General features: G+C 58.8%; 17 protein-coding genes. 4 read left to right on the top strand and 13 right to left on the bottom strand.

Going from position 1 to position 21,769, the window contains the following annotated elements; all coding sequences use genetic code 11:
* Nucleotide 1: 1 nt before the first annotated feature.
* The 11 genes from GSR16_RS13275 to GSR16_RS13225 all read right to left on the bottom strand — a co-directional run bounded on the left by GSR16_RS13275 (nucleotide 2) and on the right by GSR16_RS13225 (nucleotide 13,211).
* Complete coding sequence (locus tag GSR16_RS13275; protein ID WP_159878097.1) at nucleotides 2-406, bottom strand: hypothetical protein; 405 nt, start codon at nucleotides 404-406, stop codon at nucleotides 2-4.
* Nucleotides 407-674: 268 nt separating this feature from the next.
* A complete protein-coding gene (locus tag GSR16_RS13270) occupies nucleotides 675-1,667 on the bottom strand; it encodes a C45 family autoproteolytic acyltransferase/hydrolase (RefSeq protein WP_159878095.1) in 993 nt (330 codons plus the stop codon).
* Between the two features lie 62 nt (nucleotides 1,668-1,729).
* Nucleotides 1,730-3,310, bottom strand: a complete 1,581-nt coding sequence (locus tag GSR16_RS13265; protein WP_205677434.1) for a biotin carboxylase — start codon at nucleotides 3,308-3,310, stop codon at nucleotides 1,730-1,732.
* Complete coding sequence (locus tag GSR16_RS13260) at nucleotides 3,307-4,248, bottom strand: carbon-nitrogen hydrolase family protein (protein WP_197715506.1); 942 nt, start codon at nucleotides 4,246-4,248, stop codon at nucleotides 3,307-3,309. Before GSR16_RS13260 ends, GSR16_RS13265 begins: the two co-directional genes overlap by 4 nt.
* Before the next feature lie 318 nt (nucleotides 4,249-4,566).
* Nucleotides 4,567-5,262, bottom strand: a complete 696-nt coding sequence (locus tag GSR16_RS13255) for a response regulator (protein WP_159878093.1) — start codon at nucleotides 5,260-5,262, stop codon at nucleotides 4,567-4,569.
* A complete protein-coding gene (locus GSR16_RS13250) occupies nucleotides 5,259-7,955 on the bottom strand; it encodes a DUF4118 domain-containing protein (RefSeq protein WP_159878091.1) in 2,697 nt (898 codons plus the stop codon). Before GSR16_RS13250 ends, GSR16_RS13255 begins: the two co-directional genes overlap by 4 nt.
* Before the next feature lie 84 nt (nucleotides 7,956-8,039).
* Nucleotides 8,040-8,612, bottom strand: a complete 573-nt coding sequence (gene kdpC, locus GSR16_RS13245) for a potassium-transporting ATPase subunit KdpC (protein WP_159878089.1) — start codon at nucleotides 8,610-8,612, stop codon at nucleotides 8,040-8,042.
* A gap of 29 nt (nucleotides 8,613-8,641) precedes the next feature.
* Nucleotides 8,642-10,765, bottom strand: a complete 2,124-nt coding sequence (gene kdpB / locus GSR16_RS13240; protein ID WP_276608555.1) for a potassium-transporting ATPase subunit KdpB — start codon at nucleotides 10,763-10,765, stop codon at nucleotides 8,642-8,644.
* A gap of 39 nt (nucleotides 10,766-10,804) precedes the next feature.
* Nucleotides 10,805-12,613, bottom strand: coding sequence for a potassium-transporting ATPase subunit KdpA (kdpA, locus tag GSR16_RS13235; RefSeq protein ID WP_159878087.1), 1,809 nt, complete (start codon nucleotides 12,611-12,613; stop codon nucleotides 10,805-10,807).
* A gap of 1 nt (nucleotide 12,614) precedes the next feature.
* The gene (kdpF, locus tag GSR16_RS13230; RefSeq protein WP_159878085.1) at nucleotides 12,615-12,704 is read right to left on the bottom strand and encodes a K(+)-transporting ATPase subunit F; all 90 of its coding nucleotides are present in this window, start codon (nucleotides 12,702-12,704) and stop codon (nucleotides 12,615-12,617) included.
* Between the two features lie 315 nt (nucleotides 12,705-13,019).
* A complete protein-coding gene (locus GSR16_RS13225) occupies nucleotides 13,020-13,211 on the bottom strand; it encodes a hypothetical protein (RefSeq protein WP_059285177.1) in 192 nt (63 codons plus the stop codon).
* A gap of 298 nt (nucleotides 13,212-13,509) precedes the next feature.
* Between GSR16_RS13225 and GSR16_RS13220 the strand changes: the two genes are divergently transcribed.
* Together GSR16_RS13220 and GSR16_RS13215 are read left to right on the top strand one after the other, a co-directional pair.
* Nucleotides 13,510-14,280 (top strand): sulfite exporter TauE/SafE family protein, encoded by a 771-nt coding sequence (locus tag GSR16_RS13220; RefSeq protein WP_159878083.1) that lies wholly within the window; start codon nucleotides 13,510-13,512, stop codon nucleotides 14,278-14,280.
* 367 nt (nucleotides 14,281-14,647) lie between these two features.
* Nucleotides 14,648-15,073, top strand: coding sequence for an acyl-CoA thioesterase (locus GSR16_RS13215; RefSeq protein ID WP_159878081.1), 426 nt, complete (start codon nucleotides 14,648-14,650; stop codon nucleotides 15,071-15,073).
* A 1-nt stretch (nucleotide 15,074) separates the two neighbouring features.
* On the opposite strand, the gene mnmC is transcribed toward GSR16_RS13215, so the two are convergent.
* Nucleotides 15,075-17,051: a bifunctional tRNA (5-methylaminomethyl-2-thiouridine)(34)-methyltransferase MnmC2/FAD-dependent 5-carboxymethylaminomethyl-2-thiouridine(34) oxidoreductase MnmC1 gene (gene mnmC / locus GSR16_RS13210; protein WP_159878079.1), complete on the bottom strand. Its 1,977-nt coding sequence runs from the start codon at nucleotides 17,049-17,051 to the stop codon at nucleotides 15,075-15,077.
* 148 nt (nucleotides 17,052-17,199) lie between these two features.
* The gene (mnmH, locus tag GSR16_RS13205; RefSeq protein ID WP_159878077.1) at nucleotides 17,200-18,240 is read right to left on the bottom strand and encodes a tRNA 2-selenouridine(34) synthase MnmH; all 1,041 of its coding nucleotides are present in this window, start codon (nucleotides 18,238-18,240) and stop codon (nucleotides 17,200-17,202) included.
* 19 nt (nucleotides 18,241-18,259) lie between these two features.
* Here mnmH and selD point away from each other — a divergent pair, with 19 nt between their 5' ends.
* Both selD and GSR16_RS13195 read left to right on the top strand, forming a co-directional pair.
* Complete coding sequence (gene selD / locus GSR16_RS13200) at nucleotides 18,260-19,300, top strand: selenide, water dikinase SelD (protein WP_159878075.1); 1,041 nt, start codon at nucleotides 18,260-18,262, stop codon at nucleotides 19,298-19,300.
* 315 nt (nucleotides 19,301-19,615) lie between these two features.
* Entirely contained in the window at nucleotides 19,616-21,634 is a 2,019-nt protein-coding gene (locus GSR16_RS13195) for a methyl-accepting chemotaxis protein (RefSeq protein WP_159878073.1), read from the top strand.
* The last annotated feature ends 135 nt before the right edge of the window (nucleotides 21,635-21,769 follow it).

Raw genomic sequence — 21,769 nt, 5'->3', positions numbered from 1 at the left:
GTCAGGCTTGCTTGGCGCTGGCCTTGCTGCTGCGCCGGCTGGCTGCCGGTTTGCTGTTTTCAGCCGCTTCCGGTACTTCTGCCGTGTTGCTATCTGCTGGTGTGCTGACCGCTTCCACCTGTTCGCTAGCGGTGGTTTCGGCGCTGGCATCCACGCGCAGATCGGGGGCTATTTCGGTAAGCAACTGTTCCAGCAGCTTGCTGCGGGCTGCAATATGGTGGTCGAAGCGCCAGTCTTTCAGCAGGTCGAGCGCAACTTCAAAATAGCGCATATCAATCTGGTACAGACTGCCAAGGTCAAACGGACGCCCCATTTCCAGTGCTGCAGCCAGATCCTTGAGTACCCGGACTTGTTCTGGATCCTGGTTTTCTTCAATGAATCGACGGATTTTCTTGGCGGCATTCATGCGGGCATCCCTTGCGTGTACAGCGCCCTAACCATGGAAATTATAGTAAAGCAACTGTACTAAATTGTTTTAAAAACCTGCCATAGTCTGCCACACGCTTTGCGTAAAAATTATTACCGATTTATGACGAAAAGTTTTTTTGTCATTTATTGCTCTGATTTTATATCTTGATGACATGAGCGGGCCGGGCCTGTCCTTACGCCTTTTGCCTGCCGGCTGTCATGTATGGCTGCGGTTCGCTTATCATTCTTGGCACTTCGCTTGCAGCCTAGCTGGCATGATTGGCATCAAAGCGTATGTTCAGCACGCCTTCCTGCACATCCAGGCAGTATTGCGGCCAGCGCATGTCCGGCCATAGCAGTTCCGCCATCAGGGTGTGTGGACGATAGGCCGCCGTGTACAGCGTGCCATAGCCACGGCCATAGGCAGTCTGGAACAGTGGTGGCCGCAATAAGGTGCGCACTACATCGTCCGCATGCTCTGCCTTGCGCACCCCCTGGTTTAGCATCCATTCGCGTTCTTCCGAGAGGGTGGCCCTGGCATGGGCCTGCCATTCCACCCCATGCTGATGGTTGGCCACCGCCGGGCGATGCACCACTTCGGCTGGCCGGTCCGGTGCGACAAATACGGTGGCCCAGTGACTGTGTTTGTCCAGCAGGCTGATGTTGTAGGTCATGTGTACCGGCAGGCGCTGCAGGATGGCAATGGCTTCAGCAGTATTGCTGGCCGCCTCCAGCAGGTAGCGCAGCACCAGCGGAATGCCGAAGCCTTCGCCCACTGCCGTGCGCCCGCCAAACGACAGGGAAACGGCAAGGCCGTCTTCGTTGATGCCATCCAGCGCTCCCCACAGGCAATCGCTCATCACCAGCACCTGGCGTCCCAGCCAGCGCGTGGACAGCCAGCTGCCTTCCAGCAGGCCGGGGGCGTAGTCGTAATTGCGTGCCAGCACTGGGCCTTCCTGCCCGGTCGGGTCCAGCCAGATGGCCTGCGAACAGCCGGTGATATACGAGGGCGGGCACCATTGCGACAGGAAGCGGGCTTCCAGATCGCCACCGCCAGCCAGTTCGCAAAGTTGTTGATACAGTTCAGCCAGCTCCGGCATGTGCTGGCGTAGTGCACGCCGTCCTGCCAGGTAAGAGGGCCGTGCCCGGTAGCCATCGCGCAGGAACCACTGTTGATAGGCTGGCCAGCGTAATTGAAACAGCGCTTGCCAGCGTGCTCCTGGCGTATCTTCTCGTATCGCTTCAAATGTACAGCGCATGTGTCTCACTGGGGCTGAGGCCACCGCCGTGCTGCAGGCGACTGCCAGGTTGATAGCGGGGATTACAGGATCTTGAAGGCACCAGGGGCGGGCAGGCTTTCATCGTGTACCGCCATGATGGGTTTGGCCGCATAGTATTTTTTGATGCCGCTGATCCAGTTGCGTGCGCGGGCATTGAGCGCAAAATCGTCGCTCATCGAACGGCCGCGGGTAATCAGGATGCCCAGGTCCGCCCCTTCATAACGGTAGTCACCCGGCCCGCTGATGCGCAGGAAAAAGGCCTCGTTTTCTGATTCGATATCCTGGCGCTTGTAGTCGAAGCGGTGGTAGGACACCGAACCGTCGTCTGCCATGCGGTAGATACCGGTGGCCGGGGCATGGGTGATGATGTCGACATTGTTGGCGGTGTGCTTGAGCACCAGTTGGCTCCAACTGTCGATAAAGGCCGGATTGGCCCAGCGGGCGTTCAGTTCTTCTACATCCAGTTCAAACTCGATGCCGGAGAATTCCAGCAGGTGGAACAGGAAGAGCGGCACATCGGCATAGGCGAAGGCGGCGTGGTTGGTCATTGGGCTGGCACCGCAGATGCGCGGGTTCAGTTCGCCCAGATAGACTTCGTCGCTGTCCTTGTCGATGAGGAAGTCCAGATCGAAATAGCCGCGATAGCCTTCGGCCATCAACTGGTTGCCGAAGCGGTAAGCCATGTCGCGTGCCTTGGCGCGCACCTCTTCGCTAAATGCGCCGGGGAAGATTTCATTGCCGCACCAGCCGCCGCGGTAGGGCGTCAGTTCCGCCTCGCCCACCACCTCGGTGAGCAAGGGGCCGACCAGGGTGCCGCTGCGGGTGGCACAGGCTTCCAGCGTGGCACCACGGCAGTTGATGCGCTTCATGATCTTGACTTCCGGATCCTGGATGATTTCCTCGGCATGGCGGTCGAAATCCGTCTCGCTGGAAATAAAGAAGGTGGTATGGCCGGAGTCGCCAAAGGCAGTCTGCACCACCAGCTGTTCGCCCAGGCCATGGGCGTCGGCAATCTGGCGCAGATGGGCATAGCTGTCCACCTTGCTCAGGGCATTGGGGACGGAAGGTACACCCGCCTTGTTGCCGATGCGCACGGTTTCCATCTTGTTGTCGCAGCGTTCGCGCAAGCTGGCGCTGGGAAACCATACTTCGATGCCCAGTTCCTGGCACAGGCGTTCGGTTTCGGCATCGAACATCAGGAAAACCGCCACCGGACGACCTCCGGCGCGCTCGACATAATCCACCACGTCCTTGTGCTGCAGCAGGTAGTTATTGATGTCTTCGATGGACTGGAATTCTTCGTGCGGCAGTTGCGGCGGCACGAAGACATTGGGGTGGCGGCCATCGAAGCAGTCGATGTAGTTGATGTATTTGAAGCGGTTGACCCACTGGTCTATACCCAGCAGGTTGAAGTTGGTGGCGCTGATGAAGTAGATCGGCCTCTCGTTGCGGTGAAACAGCAGGCGCAGATCGGAAATATTGCTGACTTTTTGCATGGAATGCTCTCCCTGAGCGGCTGGCGGAAGGGTGGTGGATGTTTGCAGCTGGGTGCTGGCTTGCCGCCAGCTATGCAGCCATTGCCGGCAATAGCGCAGCCAGCCTGCTGCCAGGCTGCTGATCATGACTGGCCTTGGCTGGCGGTCAGTGCTTCGCTGTCCGCCTTGATTTCCGCCATCGGGCCGCCGGGGCCGGATAGTTCGCCCTGATGGTGGTCTTGTGGTTTGGCCAGCGGCCCCAACTGGTACAGATAGCTGTCCACGCCGCTGTCGCGCTGATACACCGCAAAGTCGCAGCGCCGGTCACGGAAGCTCTTGAGCGGCTGGCCCAGGCCGCGCAGGCCGCGTTCGCGTTCGCGTCGCACTTTGTCAAAGTCGATTTCCACCGGAATGATTTCCGGGCCATTGCCCGCCTGATGCAGTACATAGCCTGCCGGGTCCACCACGATGGAGCGGCCGACACCACCGTCGCCCACCCCGTTGATGTCGAGGAAATACACCTGGTTGGTGACGGCGGAGGCGCGGGCGATTGCCAGTTCCACTTCGCGGTCTATGGTGTCGGTCATGGTGGGGTGCAGGATGACTTCCGCTCCCATCGCTGCCAGCGTGCGCGTGGTTTCCGGGAACCACATGTCGTAGCAGATGGAGATGCCGATGCGACCGGCATCGGGCACATCAAACACCACGAACTGGTCGCCGGCGCTGATGCCTTTTTCGTAGGGCAGGAAGGGAAACAGCTTGCTGAAGCGGGCGATGACCTCGCCGTGCGGATTGATCACCGGGCTGGTGTTGAAAACCTGGCCGTCACGCAGTTCGAACAGGGAGCCGGGGATCAGCCAGATGCCGTGCTGGGCGGCGATCTGGCACAGCCGCTGTTCTGCATCACCCGGCATGGCTTCCGCTTTCAGCGGGCTGGGGCCATACGGGGCCAGTTCGGAAAACAACACCATGTCGACCCAGGGGAAACGGTGTTTGACATGGGCGACGTAATGCCCCATGCGCGTGATGTTTTCTTCAAAGGCGGAAACCGACATCTGGATGCCGGCAATGGCGAAGCGTTTCAAGGTCTCTCCCGTATGAATACACGCGCTGCGGTACGGCCAGGCGTGAAGTACCGGCCTGGCATTCCATGCAGCGCCAGGCGATGTTGCTGGGAGAGCAGTCTACAAATGAGGGAAGGCGGCCAGAAATAGCCGATTTCTGATTCAGTAGCCAGGAAATGGACTATCCATTTGCCTGGAAATTTCCGGGTTATTCTGGGTGGGAGAGTAGGGCCGCGGTAAAATGCGTTTTGTGGCGTAAAGCCTGGCTGCACAGGTGTTGGGCAGCGGCGTGCCAGGGTGGCTGCCGTGCTCCGTCAAGTGGCTGATGTGCCAGCCGGTTCAGCTTTCCAGCAAGCGGTAGCCCACGCCGGTTTCGGTCAGGATGTGCTGCGGCATGGCCGGCTTGTCTTCCAGCTTTTGCCGCAGATGGCCCATGTAAACGCGCAGGTACTGGTTATGCTCGGAGAAAGATGGTCCCCATACCGCCAGCAGCAATTCTCTGTGCGTGATGACCTTGCCTGCATTGCGGATCAGTGTGGTCAGTAGTCGGTATTCGATGGGGGTGAGGTGTATGGTGACACCGCCCTTGCTGACGCTACGGGCCACCAGGTCGACCCTGATATCACCAAAGGCAAAAGTCTGGACCGGGGCAGCGCTGCCATTGCCGCGCCGGCGCAGCAGCACGCGGATGCGCGCCATGCATTCGGCCACCCCAAAGGGTTTGGTGAGGTAGTCATCGGCACCGGCATCCAGTGCCAGCACTTTTTCGGCTTCCTGGGTGCGGGCAGACAGCACCAGGATGGGCAGATCGGTCCATTCGCGCAGTTGGCGGATAACATCGATGCCGTTCATGTCGGGCAGGCCCAGGTCCAGGATCACCATGTCCGGTTTGCGGGTGGCCACTTCGATCAGGCCCTGTTTTCCGGTTTCGGCTTCGTGGATTACCCAGTTGTCACCATCCAGCGCTGAGGCCAGAAAGCGGCGGATCGGCTTTTCATCTTCAATGACCACCAGATTGACGGGGGTTTCACTCATGGTTTGATATCCTCTTCGCCAGGCAGGGCCGGCATGGGGCTGACCGGCAGGGTGAAACAGAATTGTGCTCCGTGGGGCTGGCGATTGCTGGCTTCTATGCGGCCACCATGGGCTTCGACAATGCTGCGGCAGATGGCAAGTCCCAAACCTACACCCGGTGTGGTGGATTCACTGCTGCCGCGGGTGAACTTGTCAAACAGCTTCTGCTCCTGCCCACCAGGCAGTCCGGGGCCGTTGTCCTGTACGCAAACACGTATTGTAGCGCCCTCAGTATCGGCCTTGAGCGTGATCTGGCTATCGGGCGGGGTATATTTGGCGGCGTTTTCCAGCAGGTTCACCAGCACCCGTTCAATCAGCACGGCATCGTACTCCAGTACTGGCAGATCATTGGCCAGCAGCAGCTGCAGCGCATGTCCTTGCAGCGTGCGCTGGCAGGCACGTACCGCGCTGCCGACCACATCGTCCAGCAACTGCCACTCGCGGTTCAGCTTTACCCCGGATTGCAGTCTGGCCATATCCAGCAGATTGGTCACCAGATGGTTCATGCGCAGTGATTCTTCCTGGATGGACTGGGCGATGTCGGCCTGCCTGGCGGCATCGACCTGACCGGTGGCCAGAATGCTGGACAGGCCCACCAGCGTAGTCAGTGGGGTGCGCAGGTCGTGGGAGATGACGGACAGCACGCTGTTGCGCAGCCGTTCCGATTCCATGGCCACGATGGCATCCTGTGCGACTTCAACGTAGTGCACCCGTTCCAGTGCCAGGGCGATCTGCGCGGCACAGGTTTCCAGCAGCCGTTGCTGCTCCGGCAGAAAAACCTGATCCAGTTGCTCCGGCAATATCGCCAGCACGCCACGGTTGCGCATCGGGGCCTTTAGCGGCAGATACAGCATGGGGTTGGCGGGCAGGGTCTGGGTGCCAAGGCCGGCGGCTTGCTGCTTGTCATACACCCATTGCGCCACACCCGCATCGGCCTGGACAGGGTTGTCGTTTTCGGCGCGCAGTTCTTCATTGCTGTTGGGGGTAAACAGCACGATGCTGGCATTGAACAAGGGTTGCAGCCGGCTGACGGCGGTATCGATGATCTGGTTGGCGGTGAGTGCACCGGCCAGTTCCCGGCCCAGATCGTACAGTGCCCTGGTACGGCGTTCGCGGTAGGTGGCGATATTGGCTTCGAAGCGCAGCCTGGCAGCCAGCTGGCTGATGATCAGCGCCACGGCAAACATCACGGCGAAGGTAAGCAGGTACTGGGTATCGGAAACAGACAGCGATAGACGCGGCGGCACGAAGAAAAAGTCGAAAGTGGCTACTGCCAGCAAGGATGCCAGCACCCCCGGACCACGGCCAAAGCGGACGGCAACCAGCACCACGGCCAGCAGGTACAGCATCACCACATTGGATAGATCGAAAAAGGGGGTCAGCAAGCTGACCAGCCCGGTCGTCAGCAGGCAGGCTAGCACTGCGGCCAGATAGCCATGCCCCTGCTTTTGCCGGCTGGCTTCGCCAAACAGCAGGCTGTTGAAGCCATCTGGCCGGGCCGGCGTGTCGTCGTCCAGCTCATGCGATACCACGTATACGTCCACATCATGTGCTTGCAGTGTCAGTTGCTCCAGCAAAGGCCGTTGCACAACCCGGCGCAGCTTGCTGGCGGATGATTTGCCCACCACCAGCTTGGAGACATTGCGAGTGCGGGCGTAGGCCAGCAGGGTAGAGGCCAGATCACTGCCGCCCAGTACGGTGGTTTCTGCGCCCAGCTCCTGTGCCAGTTTCAGTCCCTTCATGATACGGGCGCGCTTGTGTTCGGATAGACGCTGCAATTCCGGCGTTTCCACGAATACGGCGATCCAGTCGGCATCCAGGCTGGCGGCCAGTCGCTTGCCGCTGCGCACCAGCTTTTCCGTTCCCGGACCATGCCCCACGCAAATCAACAAGCGTTCGCGGGCATGCCATACCGGCTTGATCGACTGGTCGGCACGGTAGGCGCGCATCTGGGCATCCACCCGGTCGGCGGTGCGGCGCAAGGCCAGTTCGCGTAGTGCCAGCAGATTGCCTTTGCGGAAGAAATTCTTCACCGCACGTTCGGCCTGCTGTGCCAGATACACCTTGCCTGCCGCCAAGCGCGCCAGCAGTTCGTCTGGCGGAAGATCAACAAGTGCCACCTCTTCGGCCTGATCGAATACATGGTCGGGCAGGGTTTCGCGCACCACGATGCCGGTGATCTGGCCCACCACATCGTTCAGGCTTTCCAGATGCTGCACATTCAGTGTGGTGTAGACATCGATGCCGGCGGCCAGCAGTTCTTCCACATCCTGCCAGCGTTTGGCATGGCGCGAACCGGGGACATTGGAGTGGGCGAATTCGTCCATCAGGATCAGTTGTGGCTGGCGAGCCAGAGCGCTGTCCAGATCGAATTCGGCCAGGCTGCGACCCTTGTATTCGATCTGGGTGGGCGGTAGCACTTCCAGATCCTGCAGCTGGGCTTCGGTTTCCTTGCGGCCATGGGTTTCCACCACGCCAACCAGCACCTTGCAGCCTTCCTGCTGGCGCTGGCGGGCGGCACTGAGCATGGCATAAGTCTTGCCCACCCCGGCGCAGGCACCAAAAAATATTTTCAGACGGCCACGGTGGGCCGCCAGTTCTTCCTGTTTCAGTTCATCCAGCAGGGCATCTGGATCTGGGCGGGTGTCCGTCATGTTCGGTCCATCGTGGTGTATGGCAGTACAGCGCAATGCCCTGCCGGTGAGGGCAGGGCGATGCCGGGCAAACAGCAAGCGAGTTTACTTCAGCGCATCCAGCGCCAGATTCAGTTCCAGCACGTTGACCCGTGGTTCACCCAGTAGGCCAAAGGTTTCACCAATGATGTGATCATCCACCAGTTGGTGCAGGCGTGCCACCGGCATGCCACGTGCTTGGGCAATGCGATCCAGTTGGTAATAGGCGGCAGCGACCGATATTTCCGGGTCCAGTCCACTGGCGGATGCCGTGACCAGATCAACCGGTACGGTAGCCGTCTGGGTGGGGTGTGCCTTGCGCAGTCGTTCGAGATTGTCTTTGACCGCATCCAGTTGGGCTTTGTTGGTGGGGCCGAGGTTGGAGCCGCTGGACCCAAGTCCATTATAGGTTTGCGGGCTGGTAGCCGACGGACGGCCCCAGAAATGGTTGTTGTCGCTGAAGCTCTGGCCGATCAGATGGGAGCCGATGATCTGGCCCTTGTTTTCGATCAGGCTGCCATTGGCCTGCTGCGGGAACAGTGCCTGAGCCAGCGCGGTGGTTAGCAGCGGATAGGCCAGGCCGGTCAACAGCGACAGGGCGGCAAACAGAACCAGTGCCGGACGTAGGTTTTTTAACATGGTGATTTCCTTGTGTAGTGGCGCGTAGCTCACACCAGCCCCATGCTGCCCAGCAGCATGTCGATCAGCTTGATGCCGGCAAAGGGCAGCAGCAAACCGCCCAGTCCGTAGATCAGCAAATTGCCGCGTAGCAGTTCGGCCGCGCTTCTGGCGTGGTATTTCACCCCTTTGAGGGCCAGCGGAATCAGCACCACGATGATCAGTGCATTGAACACCACCGCCGACATGATGGCCGAGGCCGGGCTGTTCAGGCCCATCACGTTCAGCGCATTCAGCTGTGGATAGGTGCTGGCAAAGGCCGCCGGGATGATGGCGAAGTACTTGGCCACATCGTTGGCGATGGAGAAGGTGGTGAGCGAGCCACGGGTCATCAGCATCTGTTTGCCGATTTCCACGATTTCGATCAGCTTGGTGGGGTTGGAGTCCAGATCCACCATATTGCCGGCCTCTTTGGCCGCCTGGGTGCCGGTGTTCATCGCCACCGCTACATCGGCCTGGGCCAGCGCCGGTGCGTCGTTGGTGCCGTCGCCGGTCATGGCCACCAGCTTGCCTTCGGCCTGATGGCTGCGGATCAGCTTGAGTTTGGCCTCCGGCGTGGCTTCTGCCAGGAAGTCGTCCACGCCGGCTTCGGCGGCGATGGCGGCGGCGGTCAGCGGGTTGTCGCCGGTGATCATCACCGTCTTGATACCCATCTGGCGCAGCTCGGCAAAGCGTTCCTTGATACCGCCCTTCACGATGTCCTTCAGCTCGATCACCCCCAGTGCGCGCTTGCCTTCCGCCACCAACAGCGGGGTGGAGCCACGGCGGGCGACCTCATCGGCTGCCTTGCCAAGTGCGTCGGGGAATTCACTGCCTTGCTCGGCAATATGGCGACGGATGGCGTCAATGGCACCCTTGCGGATCTGCCGGCCATCGTAGTCGATGCCACTCATGCGGGTTTGCGCGGTAAACGGGATGAAGGTGGCTTCGTGGCTGGCCAGTTCGCGTTCACGCAGGGCGAATTTCTGCTTGGCCAATACCACGATGGAACGGCCTTCCGGTGTTTCATCGGCCAAAGATGCCAGTTGGGCGGCATCGGCCAGTTGCTGTTCGCTGATGCCTGGTGCCGGGATAAAGGCCGATGCCTGGCGATTGCCCAGAGTGATGGTGCCGGTCTTGTCCAGCAGCAGCACATCCACATCACCCGCTGCTTCCACGGCGCGACCGGAAGTGGCAATCACATTGGCCCCCATCATGCGGCTCATGCCGGCCACGCCGATGGCGGACAGCAGACCGCCGATGGTGGTGGGAATCAGGCAGACCAACAGCGCCACCAGCGTGGTGATGCTGATGGGCGAGCCGGCCTTGGCGGCTGCCACACTGAACAGCGAGTAGGGCAGCAGGGTGACGGTGACAATCAGAAAGACAATGGTCAGCGCCACCAGCAGGATGGTCAGCGCGATTTCATTCGGTGTTTTCTGGCGCTTGGCACCTTCCACCATGGCAATCATGCGGTCGAGGAAGGTTTCGCCCGGGTTGGCGGTGATGCGCACCACAATCCAGTCCGACAGCACGCGCGTGCCACCGGTGACAGAGGAAAAGTCACCGCCGGATTCGCGGATGACTGGTGCCGATTCGCCGGTAATGGCGGATTCGTCCACCGAGGCCACGCCATCCAGTACTTCGCCATCCACCGGGATTACATCACCGGCTTCCACCAGCACGATGTCACCCTTTTTCAGGCTGTGGCCATCCACGATGGTGACACCGGCGTCGCGGTGCGGACCGGACAGCTTCTTGGCGACGACATTTTTTTTGGCCGAGCGCAGGCTGGCCGCCTGTGCCTTGCTGCGGCCTTCGGCCAATGCTTCGGCAAAATTGGCAAACAGCACGGTAAACCACAGCCAGAGCGAGATGGCCAGGATGAAGCCGGCTGCGGCCTCGCCCTTGCCGGCCAGGGCCTGAAGCCACAGGGCAGAGGTCAGGATGCTGCCTACATAGACGACAAACATCACCGGATTACGCCATTGGGTACGCGGTGACAGCTTCTTGAAAGAGTCGATGATGGCCGGTTTGATCAGGGCCGGGTCAAACATGCCCTTGCCAGTCTTGATCTGCTGGCCGGCAGACTGTTCTGCCGTGGCAGAAACAGAAGAATGATTGCGATCGTTCATATTGATTTCCTTGATCCTGTTGCGTGTCCGCTCGCAGGATTAATGTCCGCTCACCATTTGCAGATGCTCGACCACCGGGCCCAGCGCCAGCGCCGGTACGTAGTTGAGCGCGCCTACCAGCAGCACCGTGCCGATCAGCAACACCACGAACAGCGGGCCGTGGGTGGGCAGGGTGCCGCTGTTGACGGCCAGGCGTTTCTTGGCAGACAGGGAACCGGCAATGGCCAGGATGGGCACAATCATCAAAAAGCGGCCAAAGAACATGGCGATGGCGGTCATGATGTTGTAGAACGGTGTGTTGGCCGACAGCCCGGCAAAGGCGCTGCCGTTATTGTTGGCCGCCGAGGTAAAGGCATAGAGGATTTCGCTGAAACCATGCGCGCCGGGGTTGGCAATGCCAGCCTTGCCCGGATCCACGCTGACGGCAATGGCGGTCAGCACCAGTACCAGTACTGGCGTCACCAGAATGGTGATGGCGGTCATCTTCATTTCGTAGGTTTCAATCTTCTTGCCCAGATATTCCGGCGTGCGCCCCACCATCAGGCCGGCAATGAAGACTGCCAGAATGGCGAATACCAGCATGCCGTAAAGCCCAGAGCCCACACCGCCGAACACCACTTCACCCAACTGCATCAGGAAGGTCGGCACCATACCGCCAATAGGGGTGAGCGAGTCATGCATGGCGTTTACCGCACCGCAGGACGCGGAAGTGGTAATCACGGTAAACAGCGCAGTGTCGATGATGCCGAAGCGGCTCTCCTTGCCTTCCATATTGCCGCCGGCTTGCAGGCTGCTGGCCTGCTGGTCGACACCCATGGCGCTCAGTTGCGGCACACCGGTTTGTTCGGCGCGGGTTTCCACCACCACGGCGGTGGCAAACATCACCAGCATGGCGGCCAGAATGGCCCAACCCTGGCGGCGATCGCCCACCATGCGGCCAAACACGAAGCACAGCGCGGCCGGAATCAGGAAGATGGCCAGCTCTTGCAGGAAGTTGGACAACGGCGTGGGGTTTTCATAGGGATGGGCTGAATTGGCGTTGAAGAAGCCGCCGCCATTGGTGCCCAGCATCTTGATGGCTTCCTGCGAGGCGACCGGGCCCATCGGCAGGGTTTGTTGCTGGGTTTGGCTATCCACCATGATGGGTTTGCAGTCCTTGCCCTTGACCGGATTACCCTTGGCATCCAGTTTGAGCTGCTGGAAGTGCGTGACCTCCACGGTCTGGGCGGTCTGGTAAGGCAGCAGGTTCTGCACCACTCCTTGCTGGGTGAAGGCCAGCGCCAGTACCAGCGACAGCGGAGCCAGCACATACAGGGTGAAGCGCGTCACATCGACCCAGAAATTACCGATGAGGGCTGCACTGTGACGGGCAAACCCACGAATCAGGGCAATCACCACGGCGGCACCGGTGGCGGCTGAGAGGAAGTTCTGTACCGTCAGCCCCAGCATCTGGGTCATATAGCTCATGGTGTTTTCACCACCATAGCCCTGCCAGTTGGTGTTGGTGACAAAGGAAATGGCGGTGTTGAATGCCGAGTCGGGCGTGATGGCGGCCATGGCCTGCGGATTGAAGGGCAGTGCACTTTGCAGACGCTGCAGCCCATACACGGCGAGTACCCCCAGCAGATTGAACACCAACAGGGAAATGGCGTAGGACTTCCAGCCCATTTCCTCTTCCTGGCGGATGCCGGCCAGGCGGTAGATCAGCTGTTCCAGCGGTGCGATAAAGCGTAGCGGACCAGGGTTTTCGCCCTGCATGATGCGGGTAATCCAGCTGGACAGTGGCCATGCCAGTGCCAGCAAAACCAGCAGGAACAAACCGAGTTGGAGAATGGCAGGTGTGCTCATGTCAGAAATTCTCCGGTTTGAACAGGGCGTACAGCAGGTAGGCCAGCAGGCCCAGCGCCAGCGCAGCGCTGATCAGATAGAACAGGTTCATGGCTGTTTGCCCTCCGCGTGCTGGCAAATCCGGACAAAAGCCAGTGTCAGTGTGGCAAAGCCCAGAATCAGCCCCAGATAGACCAAATCCATTTTGCGTTTCCTTTGATGGACGTTATGTGCCAGTGAAAGGTACGCAATTGGCTATCAAAAACCTGCTAAAAAGCGGAGAGGAAAAATAAAGAAACTGTAAAAACGGATGCGGCTGCGCAATGGCAGCTTGCTTTGTGGACGCTATGCGGTGATTTCAGACGACAGGAAAGGCATAAGCGCCATGAGGCTGGCGCTTTGCTGGAGTGTGTGGAAAATGCGGATGCTAGAACAGATCGTCTTCGCTGCGTTCGGCCATGAAGCGGGCATCGTCACGGTCATGGGCACGCTGGCGGACTTTTTGCTGCCGGCAGCGTTCGGTATCGCTCAGCTGTGGCTTGGCCACGGCGTACAGAAAACTTTCGTGCTGATCACGCGCCTGCTTGCGGCGGACGCTGAGAGGAATACGGGAAATCATCCTTGCACCTCCTGATTGGGGTACTACACATGCGGTCGGTTGTGCCAACCATTAAAACTTGACTGTATTTCAAACATTTGTAAAGCCTGAAATGTCATGCAATCCGCAAAATGTTGTGTTATTGCCGCTACAGTTCTCACTACGTATGGTTATTTGTAGCAGATTTGGCTCTTGATTTCCCATGGAATTCTGCTGCGATGCGGTATAGATTTTTATCGAATATTGAGTAAATCAAACAATCTAGTTTGTTATATGTGGAGTGCAGTAGGATAGCGCCAGAACTTAGTCTGGAGCTGTCATGGAGTTGGGATACGCAGTGGCTGGTCTGGTGGTGGGCTTCATCGTTGGACTGACTGGGGTAGGGGGTGGGTCCCTGATGACCCCGATTTTGCTATGGTTCGGCATTGCGCCATCCACTGCAGTAGGCACCGACCTGCTATACGCAGCCATTACCAAGGCTGGCGGTGTGTTTGTCCACAACAAGCAAAAGCATGTGGACTGGAAGCTGACGGGCTGGCTGGCCATGGGCAGCGTACCTGCTTCGCTGCTGACGCTTGGGTTGTTGTCCTGGCTGCATCTGTCCAGCCATGCGCTGGATTCGGTATTCAAGCTGGTGTTGGGACTTGCCTTGTTATTGACGGCGGCTTCCATTCTGCTCAAACCCAAACTGATCAAGCTGATCAATCCGCATGGTCATCCTCCGGCGGAATTCGTACTCAAGCCACTACCAACCGTGTTGATCGGTGTGGGGCTGGGCGTGCTGGTTACCCTAAGCTCGATTGGTGCCGGTGCGCTTGGTACACTTGCGCTGTTTGCGCTGTATCCGGCATTGCCGACCACCCGACTGGTGGGTACTGAAATCGCCCATGCCGTTCCGCTTACCCTGGTCGCGGGGCTGGGGCATGCCAGCATGGGCAATCTCAATTACATGCTGTTGCTGAATCTGCTGATGGGTTCACTGCCGGGCATCTGGCTGGGCAGCAAACTGACGCGTAGGCTGACTGATTCCTGGCTGCGTCCTGCGCTGGCGATCATGCTGGCGATTGTCGGGGCCAAGCTGGTGATGTAGACGCCAGCAGTGGGCAGTCAGAAGCAATAAAGAGCCGCGATTGCGGCTCTTGGCATTTTTGGATTGGCCTGTAGAGATACCGGCGTGGTCATGGCGACCGCAGGCAAAAAACGAGCCCCGGCCTTGGGGGGCGGGGCTCCAGCTTGCACCTTCGCTCAGGGACTGTCAGCCGGATGAGTGCAGGGGGAATCCGACTTTCCGACTGGCAGTCTGTCCATGCGACATCATGACAATGCCAGATGGACTTTCGGATTATCGAGAGCGTTGGCTGGTAGCAGTAGCGTGATTGCATTGTTTTTTTGTGACGGCGTATGACGGGCAGCGTTATGATGCAGCACAGCATGACGTTAACGTAAGGAGTGAAGCCTTGGAGAAGTCTTATCCCGTCATTGATCGCCAGTCCATTACCATGCGCTGGGGTGATATGGATGCAGTCGGCCATCTGAACAATACTTATTACTTTCGCTATCTGGAACAGATCCGCCTGAACTGGCTGGAGGCGCTGGGGCATGGCATCAACCCGCAGAGTACCGGCCCGGTATTGGCCAGCACATCGTGTACTTTCCGCAAGCAGCTTACCTACCCTGCCACGGTGGAAATCACCATCGAACTGGAAAAACTGGGCCGCAGCAGCTTGCAGCTACGCCATCACTTTTATCGCCAGGGCGATCCGGATACCGTGTATGCCTATGCCGACGTAACGCTGGTGTGGGTGGACTACCAGGCTGGCGTGCCGGTAGCCATTCCGGATGATATCCGCCAGGCCGTCGAGCAGGCGGCTGCACAAGGTTAGCTCATGCCAGTTTGCGCACCAGCTTGCGCAGCATGAAACGGCCAGGATGTACCGCCTGCATCAGCCCAACCGGTAATGGTGCAGGCTCGTTGTCCAGATAGGCGGCCAGAATTTCGCCAGACAAGGGGGCGGTAATCATGCCGCGCGAGCCGTGGGCGGTATTGACATACAGGCCGTCAATCCAGGGGGCGGCTGTATCCAGTTTCAAGGTGGCGTCATTGGACAGCTCACGGTAGCAGGCGGCAAATTGTTGCCGGTTGGCCACCGGGCCGATCAGAGGCAGGTAGTCAGGGCTGGTGCAGCGGTATGCCGCACGGCCACCTGTTACCGGGATGTCGCCATTGTTGTGGGCCAGTGCCTGATGAAAGGCGGGTGCCAGTTGCGCCAGCATGGCCAGATTCTCTGCATGTTCCTGATCATTCACCTGCAGATTGTCGGCATCAAACTTGAAGGTGGCACCCATGCAGTGTTGTTGTCCGCGCGCGGGAGAAACATAGCCCTCACCGCATAACACGGTTTTCAGTGTGCTGCTGGCTGTAGTGGCAGCCACGGTGGTGACCTGACCGCGGATGGCTTTTAACGGCAGATGGCTGGTGCTGTCAAATGCTGCCGTATCCGCAGCGGTGGCCAGGATAACTGTGCTGCCCATGGCTACCGGGCCGTATTCATCACTGGCCAGCCAGCATTGTTCCAGTGGATTCCAGTCCAGCTCTACAACGGTGCTGGCGGTACGCACATTGATATTGGGGTGCTGGCACAGGGTGCGCACCAGCGCAGGTGGATGCAGCCAGCCGCCTTGCGGGAAAAACAGCCCGCCCTGTTCCAGGGGAATGCCGGCAATCGCGCTGGCTTCCACTGGCCCCACCTGCCGCAGCAGGCTATCAGGCAGGCCGGCCTGGGCCAGCATGGACTGCCGCTCGGCTTCCTTGTGGTCATGGGCCAGTTGCAACACGCCGCAGGCTTGCCAGTTTTCTTCGCTTTGTGGCAGCAAGTGGTGCAGCTGGCGCAGGGAATAGGCGTAACCGGCCAGTACCAGCCGAGTGAGCGGGGTAAAGTGGGCGGACAGCTTGGTATAGAGCACGCCCTGCGGGTTGCCGGAGGCGGCTTGCGCCAGTGCCGGCATACGTTCTATCAACGTTACCTGCCAGCCGCGTATGGCCAGGCTATGCGCGGTGGAGGCACCGGCAATGCCGCCACCAACCACGATGGCGCTACGCTCGCGTTCGGGCTGGTGTGCTGGCCGTGCATACCAGGGAGGTATCCATGTCGGCTGTAGTACCGTGGCCAGCTGGCCGCAACTCATTTCCCGTTTCTGGCCATGACCGGGGACTTTCTTTACGTTGAAACCTGCTTCTTTCAAGCCGCGGCGAACAAGACCTGCGCTGGTAAAGGTGGCAAAGGTCGCCGCAGGGGCAGCCAGGCGTGCCATCTGGGCAAACAGTGCTGGCTGCCACATGTCGGGATTTCTGGACGGCGCAAATCCATCAAGAAACCAGGCATCGATGCTGGCATCCAGCTGCGGCAGCACTTCCAGCACATCGCCCACCAGCAGGGTCAGCAGAATCCGTCCGTTTTCCAGCACAAAGCGGTGCCAGCCTGGCGTCAGCACGTCGTACTGCTTCAGTAGCTGTCCGGCTTCTCGTGCCAGTTCGGGCCATAGTTCCAGTGCCTGTTCCAGATCGGCCGGAGTAAGCGGGTACTTTTCTGCACTGATGAAGTGCAGCCGTGCCGTTTGTGGCGCATGGGTCAGAAATGCTTGCCAGGCGCATAGGAAGTTCAGGCCGGTGCCAAAACCGGTTTCTCCTATGCTGAACTGCCCGTCTGCGGGCAGGGCGGCAAAGCGTTCTGGCAACTGGTTATGGTGGATGAACACATGGCGGGTTTCATCCAGGCCGCTGTTGCGGGAGAAATAGACATCGCCGAATGCGACCGAGACTGGCTGGCTGTCCAGCCAGTCAAGTTGTGCGTGTGAACTCATGCTTGCGTGCGTGCGAAAGAGGCGCGAAGAAGGTCAGTATTCTACCCCTTTCGTCTGTGCGGTATCTGCGTATCAGCCGGGAAATGAGCGCTTTTACTGTTAAAAGCCGTAAGCCCGGTATTTATCGCCATGCCTGATTATGCTTTTGTTATTGAGGCAGATGGCGGGCCACTGTATCCAGCGCGGCCGGTGTCAGGCTTTGGAGGTCAAGCTGTTCGGCCTGGGAAAGACGGCTGTAGTGGCGATTCATGGAGCGGCTGTACAGGGGGTCGTAATGCTGGCCCAGCAGTTCTTCCACCAAGCTGGCAAAATCCCCGCGTTCTATCATTTCCTGCCAGTGCTGCAGTTGCTCGCGGGAATGCACGGCCTTGAGAAAACCCAACTGAGTCACCAGGCGCTCTGGTTGCTGCAGGTAAAACGGATAGTCTTCCAGCAGGAAGCGCACCCGCTCTGCCAGCGGCACGGTCATGGTCAGACAGTCGCTGGCATGCATGCGGCTAAACAAACTGTCCGGCAGCGTGATCTGGCCGATCTTGCGGCTTTCGGATTCGATGTATACCGGGTGCGTGGTATCCAACTGCTGCATGGCCTGGTGCAGTTTGCTGTCAAACCATTTCTGTGACGGTTGTGGCTGATCAGGCAGACGGCCCAGTACCGAACCGCGGTGGGCCGCCAGTGCTTCCAAGTCCAGCACCTGCCTGCCGGTACGTTGCAGTGCATCAAGTAGCCGGCTCTTGCCCGACCCGGTTGGGCCGCAGATCACTTTAAGCTGCAGTTGCTCGGGCAAGGTGGCCAGATCTTCCAGCACTTGATGGCGATAGCTTTTGTAGCCACCTTCCAGTTGATGAGCCGCCCAGCCTATCTGGCTGAAAATGATGGCCATGGAGGCAGAGCGTTGCCCGCCGCGCCAGCAGTAAATCAGTGGTTTCCAGGATTTGGGCTTGTCATGGAAGCGTTCCTGCAAATGGTGTGCAATATTACGTGCCACCAGTGCCGCTCCCAGCTTGCGGGCTTCAAACGGGCTGACCTGTTTGTACAGCGTTCCCACCTGTATGCGTTCTTCATCATCCAGCACCGGGCAATTGATGGCTCCGGGCAAGTGGTCTTCGGCAAATTCGGCGGGTGAGCGCACGTCGATAATCTCGTCAAACTGACCCAGCTGTGATAGCTTCGCGACCTTGAAATGCATTGTGGGAGTGGCCCTTCAAATGACAGAAATCAGATTGACGCAATTATCCCACGGTGGTGGCTGCGGCTGCAAAATTGCTCCCTCGGTGCTGGAGTCCATCCTGTCTAGCGCCCGTGAAAAAATGGTTTTCCCTCAATTGCTGGTTGGAACGGAAACCAGTGACGATGCCGCGGTCTACCGTCTCAACGACCAGCAGGCCATCGTGGCAACGACCGACTTTTTCATGCCGATTGTCGACGATGCCTTCGATTTTGGCCGTATCGCCGCCACCAATGCCCTGTCTGATATCTATGCCATGGGTGCTACGCCCATCATGGCGCTGGCCATTGTCGGCATGCCGGTGAACGTGCTGCCAGTGGAAACCATTCGTGCCATTCTGGATGGTGGTCAGGCTGTGTGTGCTGATGCCGACATCCCGATTGCCGGCGGTCATTCCATTGATTCTCCCGAACCGATTTATGGCCTGGTTGCCCTTGGCGTGGTACACCCGGATCAGCTCAAGCGCAATTGCGATGCCCAGAATGGTGATGTGTTGATCATGGGCAAGGGCCTGGGTGTGGGCATTCTGGCGCAGGCCATGAAGAAAGGCGTGCTGAATGAGGCTGGTTATCAGGCATTGATTGACTCCACCACTCAATTGAACAAGGTCGGCTCTGTGCTTGCCGGCATGCCCGGTGTACATGCCCTGACCGATGTCACCGGTTTCGGCCTGCTTGGTCATTTGCTGGAAATCTGCAAGGGTTCCGGTTTGCAGGCGCGGGTGGACATGTCACAGGTTCCGGTGATTCGCGAGGCACAGGCCTTTGCCGAACAGGGCTACGGCCCGGGCGCGATTGAGCGCAACCAGGCCAGTTTCGGTCAGCACATCCGGTTTGCCGACGGTATTCCTGACTGGCAGCAGCGTCTGATGGCTGATCCGCAAACCAGCGGCGGCCTGCTGGTTGCCGTGGCACCGGAGCAGGCAGATGCAGTACTGGCGGCATTCCATACCGCTGGCTTCGCTTATGCCCGGGCCATCGGCCATTTAAGCAAGGGCAGTCCGCAGATTCTGGTGGATTGAGTACCACAGCATTCCGCCATAAACCCGGCCTGGAGCCGGGTTTTTTTCATGCCGGCATGCGTGGCGGCAGTCCGGTAAAAGCGGGCTATGCTGTTGAAAAGGTGTCTCTGTCCCCAGTACCAGTTGTATTGGCGCGAATCCTGCTAGGTTGGAAACAGGCAAGCAAGTGTAGTCAGATTGACAATTGCATGTTTCTCGCGCATTTTGCTTATTCGCTGATATTAAGCCAGTATTTCAAAAAGATGCTGAATTATAAATAAACAATCCTGTATCACGGGTGCGGCAGTGGGGAGGTGGAAGCAGATGAAGCGAGGCATGAGCATCGGGTCACGACTGGTAACGACCCAGGTTGTTTTGATGATTGTAGTGGCGATGGCACTGATGTTGCCCTTATATCTGTTCACCGGCAGGGTGATGCAGGAGAGGACTGAAAAGGTGCAGGCGCAATTGCTCACCCAGTCCATTAATATGATTGACGCTTTCAACGAGTCGTTGAAAATCACCACCCGCCAGTTTGAAAAAGTGCTGCTGGGTGAAATCGGCGGTGCATTCTCGCTGAATCCTTCCAACCGCATCGATGTGGCTGGTACGCCAACCCCGGCACTGGTGCTGGGCAATATGGCTGTCAATGGCAACAATGATATTGTTGACCGCTTCTCCTCCAAAACCGGCAATGTGGCAACCCTGTTTGTGCGGGATGGTGATGAATTCATCCGTGTTGCCACTTCGGTATTGAAAGAAGATGGTGGTCGTGCGCTGGGCAGCAAGCTTGATCACAACAGTCTTGCCTACACCCAGCTGATGAATGGTGAAAACTATGCTGGCCGGGTGGATCTGTATGGCCGCGATTACATTACCAGCTATAGCCCAATCAAGGATGCGACCCAGCATGTGATCGGTGCCACCTTTGTCGGTGTTGGCGCTACCGAGGGCATTGCCGGTTTGCTGGTGCGCTTGTCAAAGGTCAAGCTGGGCGAAAGTGGCCATGTGGATATCATTGACATTGACAAGAATTCCAAGACTTACGGTCAGTATGTGCAGCATCCAAAACTGTCAGGAAGGCCGGTTAGCAAGGACGTCGATGCAGCTGGTCAACCCTACGCCAATAACATGATGGCTGCTGGCCAGGGTAGCCAGATCACCAAGCTGCCCGGTGAAGCCGGTCCGGCAGACCACATGCTGTCCTACGCCACTTACAAGCCTTGGGGCTGGATGATAGTCAGCAATGAAACCCGCAGCGAACTGCAACAGGAAAATCGCCAGTTGCTACTGTGGCTGGCCGGAGGGGCCGGCTTGCTGCTGGTCATTCTTGCTTTGTCCCTTTTGTTGTTTACCCACCGTCTGGTAGCAAAACCGGTTCAGCAACTGGTGAAGGAAGTCGGCAGTATTCGTGACAGCCGCGACCTGACACAACGCCTTGCCGTCAACCGCAAGGACGAGGTGGGGCAGGTTGCAGAAGCGATGAACGGTTTGCTGGACAGTTTCCAGCAGGCACTGAACCGGACCAGCTCGCATGCAGTTGATCTGGACCATGCCGCTCAGGAGCTGTCCGACAAAGCGGGCGCGGCTGCGTCCAGCTCCGGCGAGCAACGTATCAGTGCTCAGGCCATGTCAGAGCAAACCGGCATGCTGATTGCCGGTGTGGCACAGATAGAAAAAGTGGCGGGCGAAGCCAGCGACGCCGCCCGTGCATCCAGTGAAGCCGCGATGGAGGGGAGTGAGAGCCTGGTTGCTGCGGTAGATGGTGTCAGCCATATTTCTGCCACGCTGGCCGAGGCTGCCGACAGCCTGACCACGCTGGAAAGCAGTGCCAAGCAGATTACTGCCATCGTCAACGTGATTCACGATATTGCCGATCAGACCAATCTGCTGGCGCTGAATGCGGCCATCGAGGCTGCGCGTGCGGGCGAGATGGGTCGTGGTTTTGCCGTGGTGGCAGACGAAGTGCGCAAGCTGGCGGAGCGCACCAGCGTTTCTACCCAGGAAATCAGCGGCATGATCAGCAAGATCCAGGACGCGACTGATGGCGCGGTCAAATCCATGCGCCAATCCGTGGTGCAGGCATCTGAAGGCGCAGCCATCACCTCGGCTGCGCGGCAGGCCATCGGCTCTATCGTGGAGGACTCGCGCCGTGCCATGGAAGTGGTACAGCGTATCAACCGCGAACTGTCACAGCAGCGCGGCATTGTCGAACAGATGGCCGAGCGGGTGAGTTCTGTGGCCAGCCAGGCGGAAACCAGCAACCAGGCTGCCGAACGCTCCGCCGAGACTGCCCGCCACATGGCAGGACTCGCTGACTCGCTGAAGGAAGAGGTCCGCGCCTTCAGGACCTGACAATCGGCCAGTTCCCGTGTAGAAAGCCGGATCGGATATCCGGCTTTTTCCGTTTATGGCTATTGTGGGTTAAGCCATGAGAAAACCGCATGCCACGACTTGTGGCGGCCAGAACTGCCACCATATCAGGGACAA

Source organism: Aquitalea denitrificans (assembly GCF_009856625.1).
Classification (GTDB): Bacteria; Pseudomonadota; Gammaproteobacteria; order Burkholderiales; family Chromobacteriaceae; genus Aquitalea; species Aquitalea denitrificans.
This window is presented reverse-complemented; position numbering and strand designations above follow the sequence as displayed.

Bases quoted from the DNA above. Each gene is read 5' to 3' on its own strand.
- kdpA (WP_159878087.1), bottom strand. From the start codon at position 12,613: ATGAGCACACCTGCCATTCTCCAACTCGGTTTGTTCCTGCTGGTTTTG.
- GSR16_RS13220 (WP_159878083.1), top strand. From the start codon at position 13,510: ATGGAGTTGGGATACGCAGTGGCTGGTCTGGTGGTGGGCTTCATCGTT.
- selD (WP_159878075.1), top strand. From the start codon at position 18,260: ATGACAGAAATCAGATTGACGCAATTATCCCACGGTGGTGGCTGCGGC.
- GSR16_RS13250 (WP_159878091.1), bottom strand. From the start codon at position 7,955: ATGACGGACACCCGCCCAGATCCAGATGCCCTGCTGGATGAACTGAAA.
- kdpC (WP_159878089.1), bottom strand. From the start codon at position 8,612: ATGTTAAAAAACCTACGTCCGGCACTGGTTCTGTTTGCCGCCCTGTCG.
- GSR16_RS13255 (WP_159878093.1), bottom strand. From the start codon at position 5,262: ATGAGTGAAACCCCCGTCAATCTGGTGGTCATTGAAGATGAAAAGCCG.
- mnmC (WP_159878079.1), bottom strand. From the start codon at position 17,051: ATGAGTTCACACGCACAACTTGACTGGCTGGACAGCCAGCCAGTCTCG.
- kdpF (WP_159878085.1), bottom strand. From the start codon at position 12,704: ATGAACCTGTTCTATCTGATCAGCGCTGCGCTGGCGCTGGGCCTGCTG.
- kdpB (WP_276608555.1), bottom strand. From the start codon at position 10,765: ATGAACGATCGCAATCATTCTTCTGTTTCTGCCACGGCAGAACAGTCT.
- GSR16_RS13275 (WP_159878097.1), bottom strand. From the start codon at position 406: ATGAATGCCGCCAAGAAAATCCGTCGATTCATTGAAGAAAACCAGGAT.
- GSR16_RS13270 (WP_159878095.1), bottom strand. From the start codon at position 1,667: ATGCGCTGTACATTTGAAGCGATACGAGAAGATACGCCAGGAGCACGC.
- GSR16_RS13195 (WP_159878073.1), top strand. From the start codon at position 19,616: ATGAGCATCGGGTCACGACTGGTAACGACCCAGGTTGTTTTGATGATT.
- GSR16_RS13225 (WP_059285177.1), bottom strand. From the start codon at position 13,211: ATGATTTCCCGTATTCCTCTCAGCGTCCGCCGCAAGCAGGCGCGTGAT.
- GSR16_RS13265 (WP_205677434.1), bottom strand. From the start codon at position 3,310: ATGATCAGCAGCCTGGCAGCAGGCTGGCTGCGCTATTGCCGGCAATGG.
- mnmH (WP_159878077.1), bottom strand. From the start codon at position 18,240: ATGCATTTCAAGGTCGCGAAGCTATCACAGCTGGGTCAGTTTGACGAG.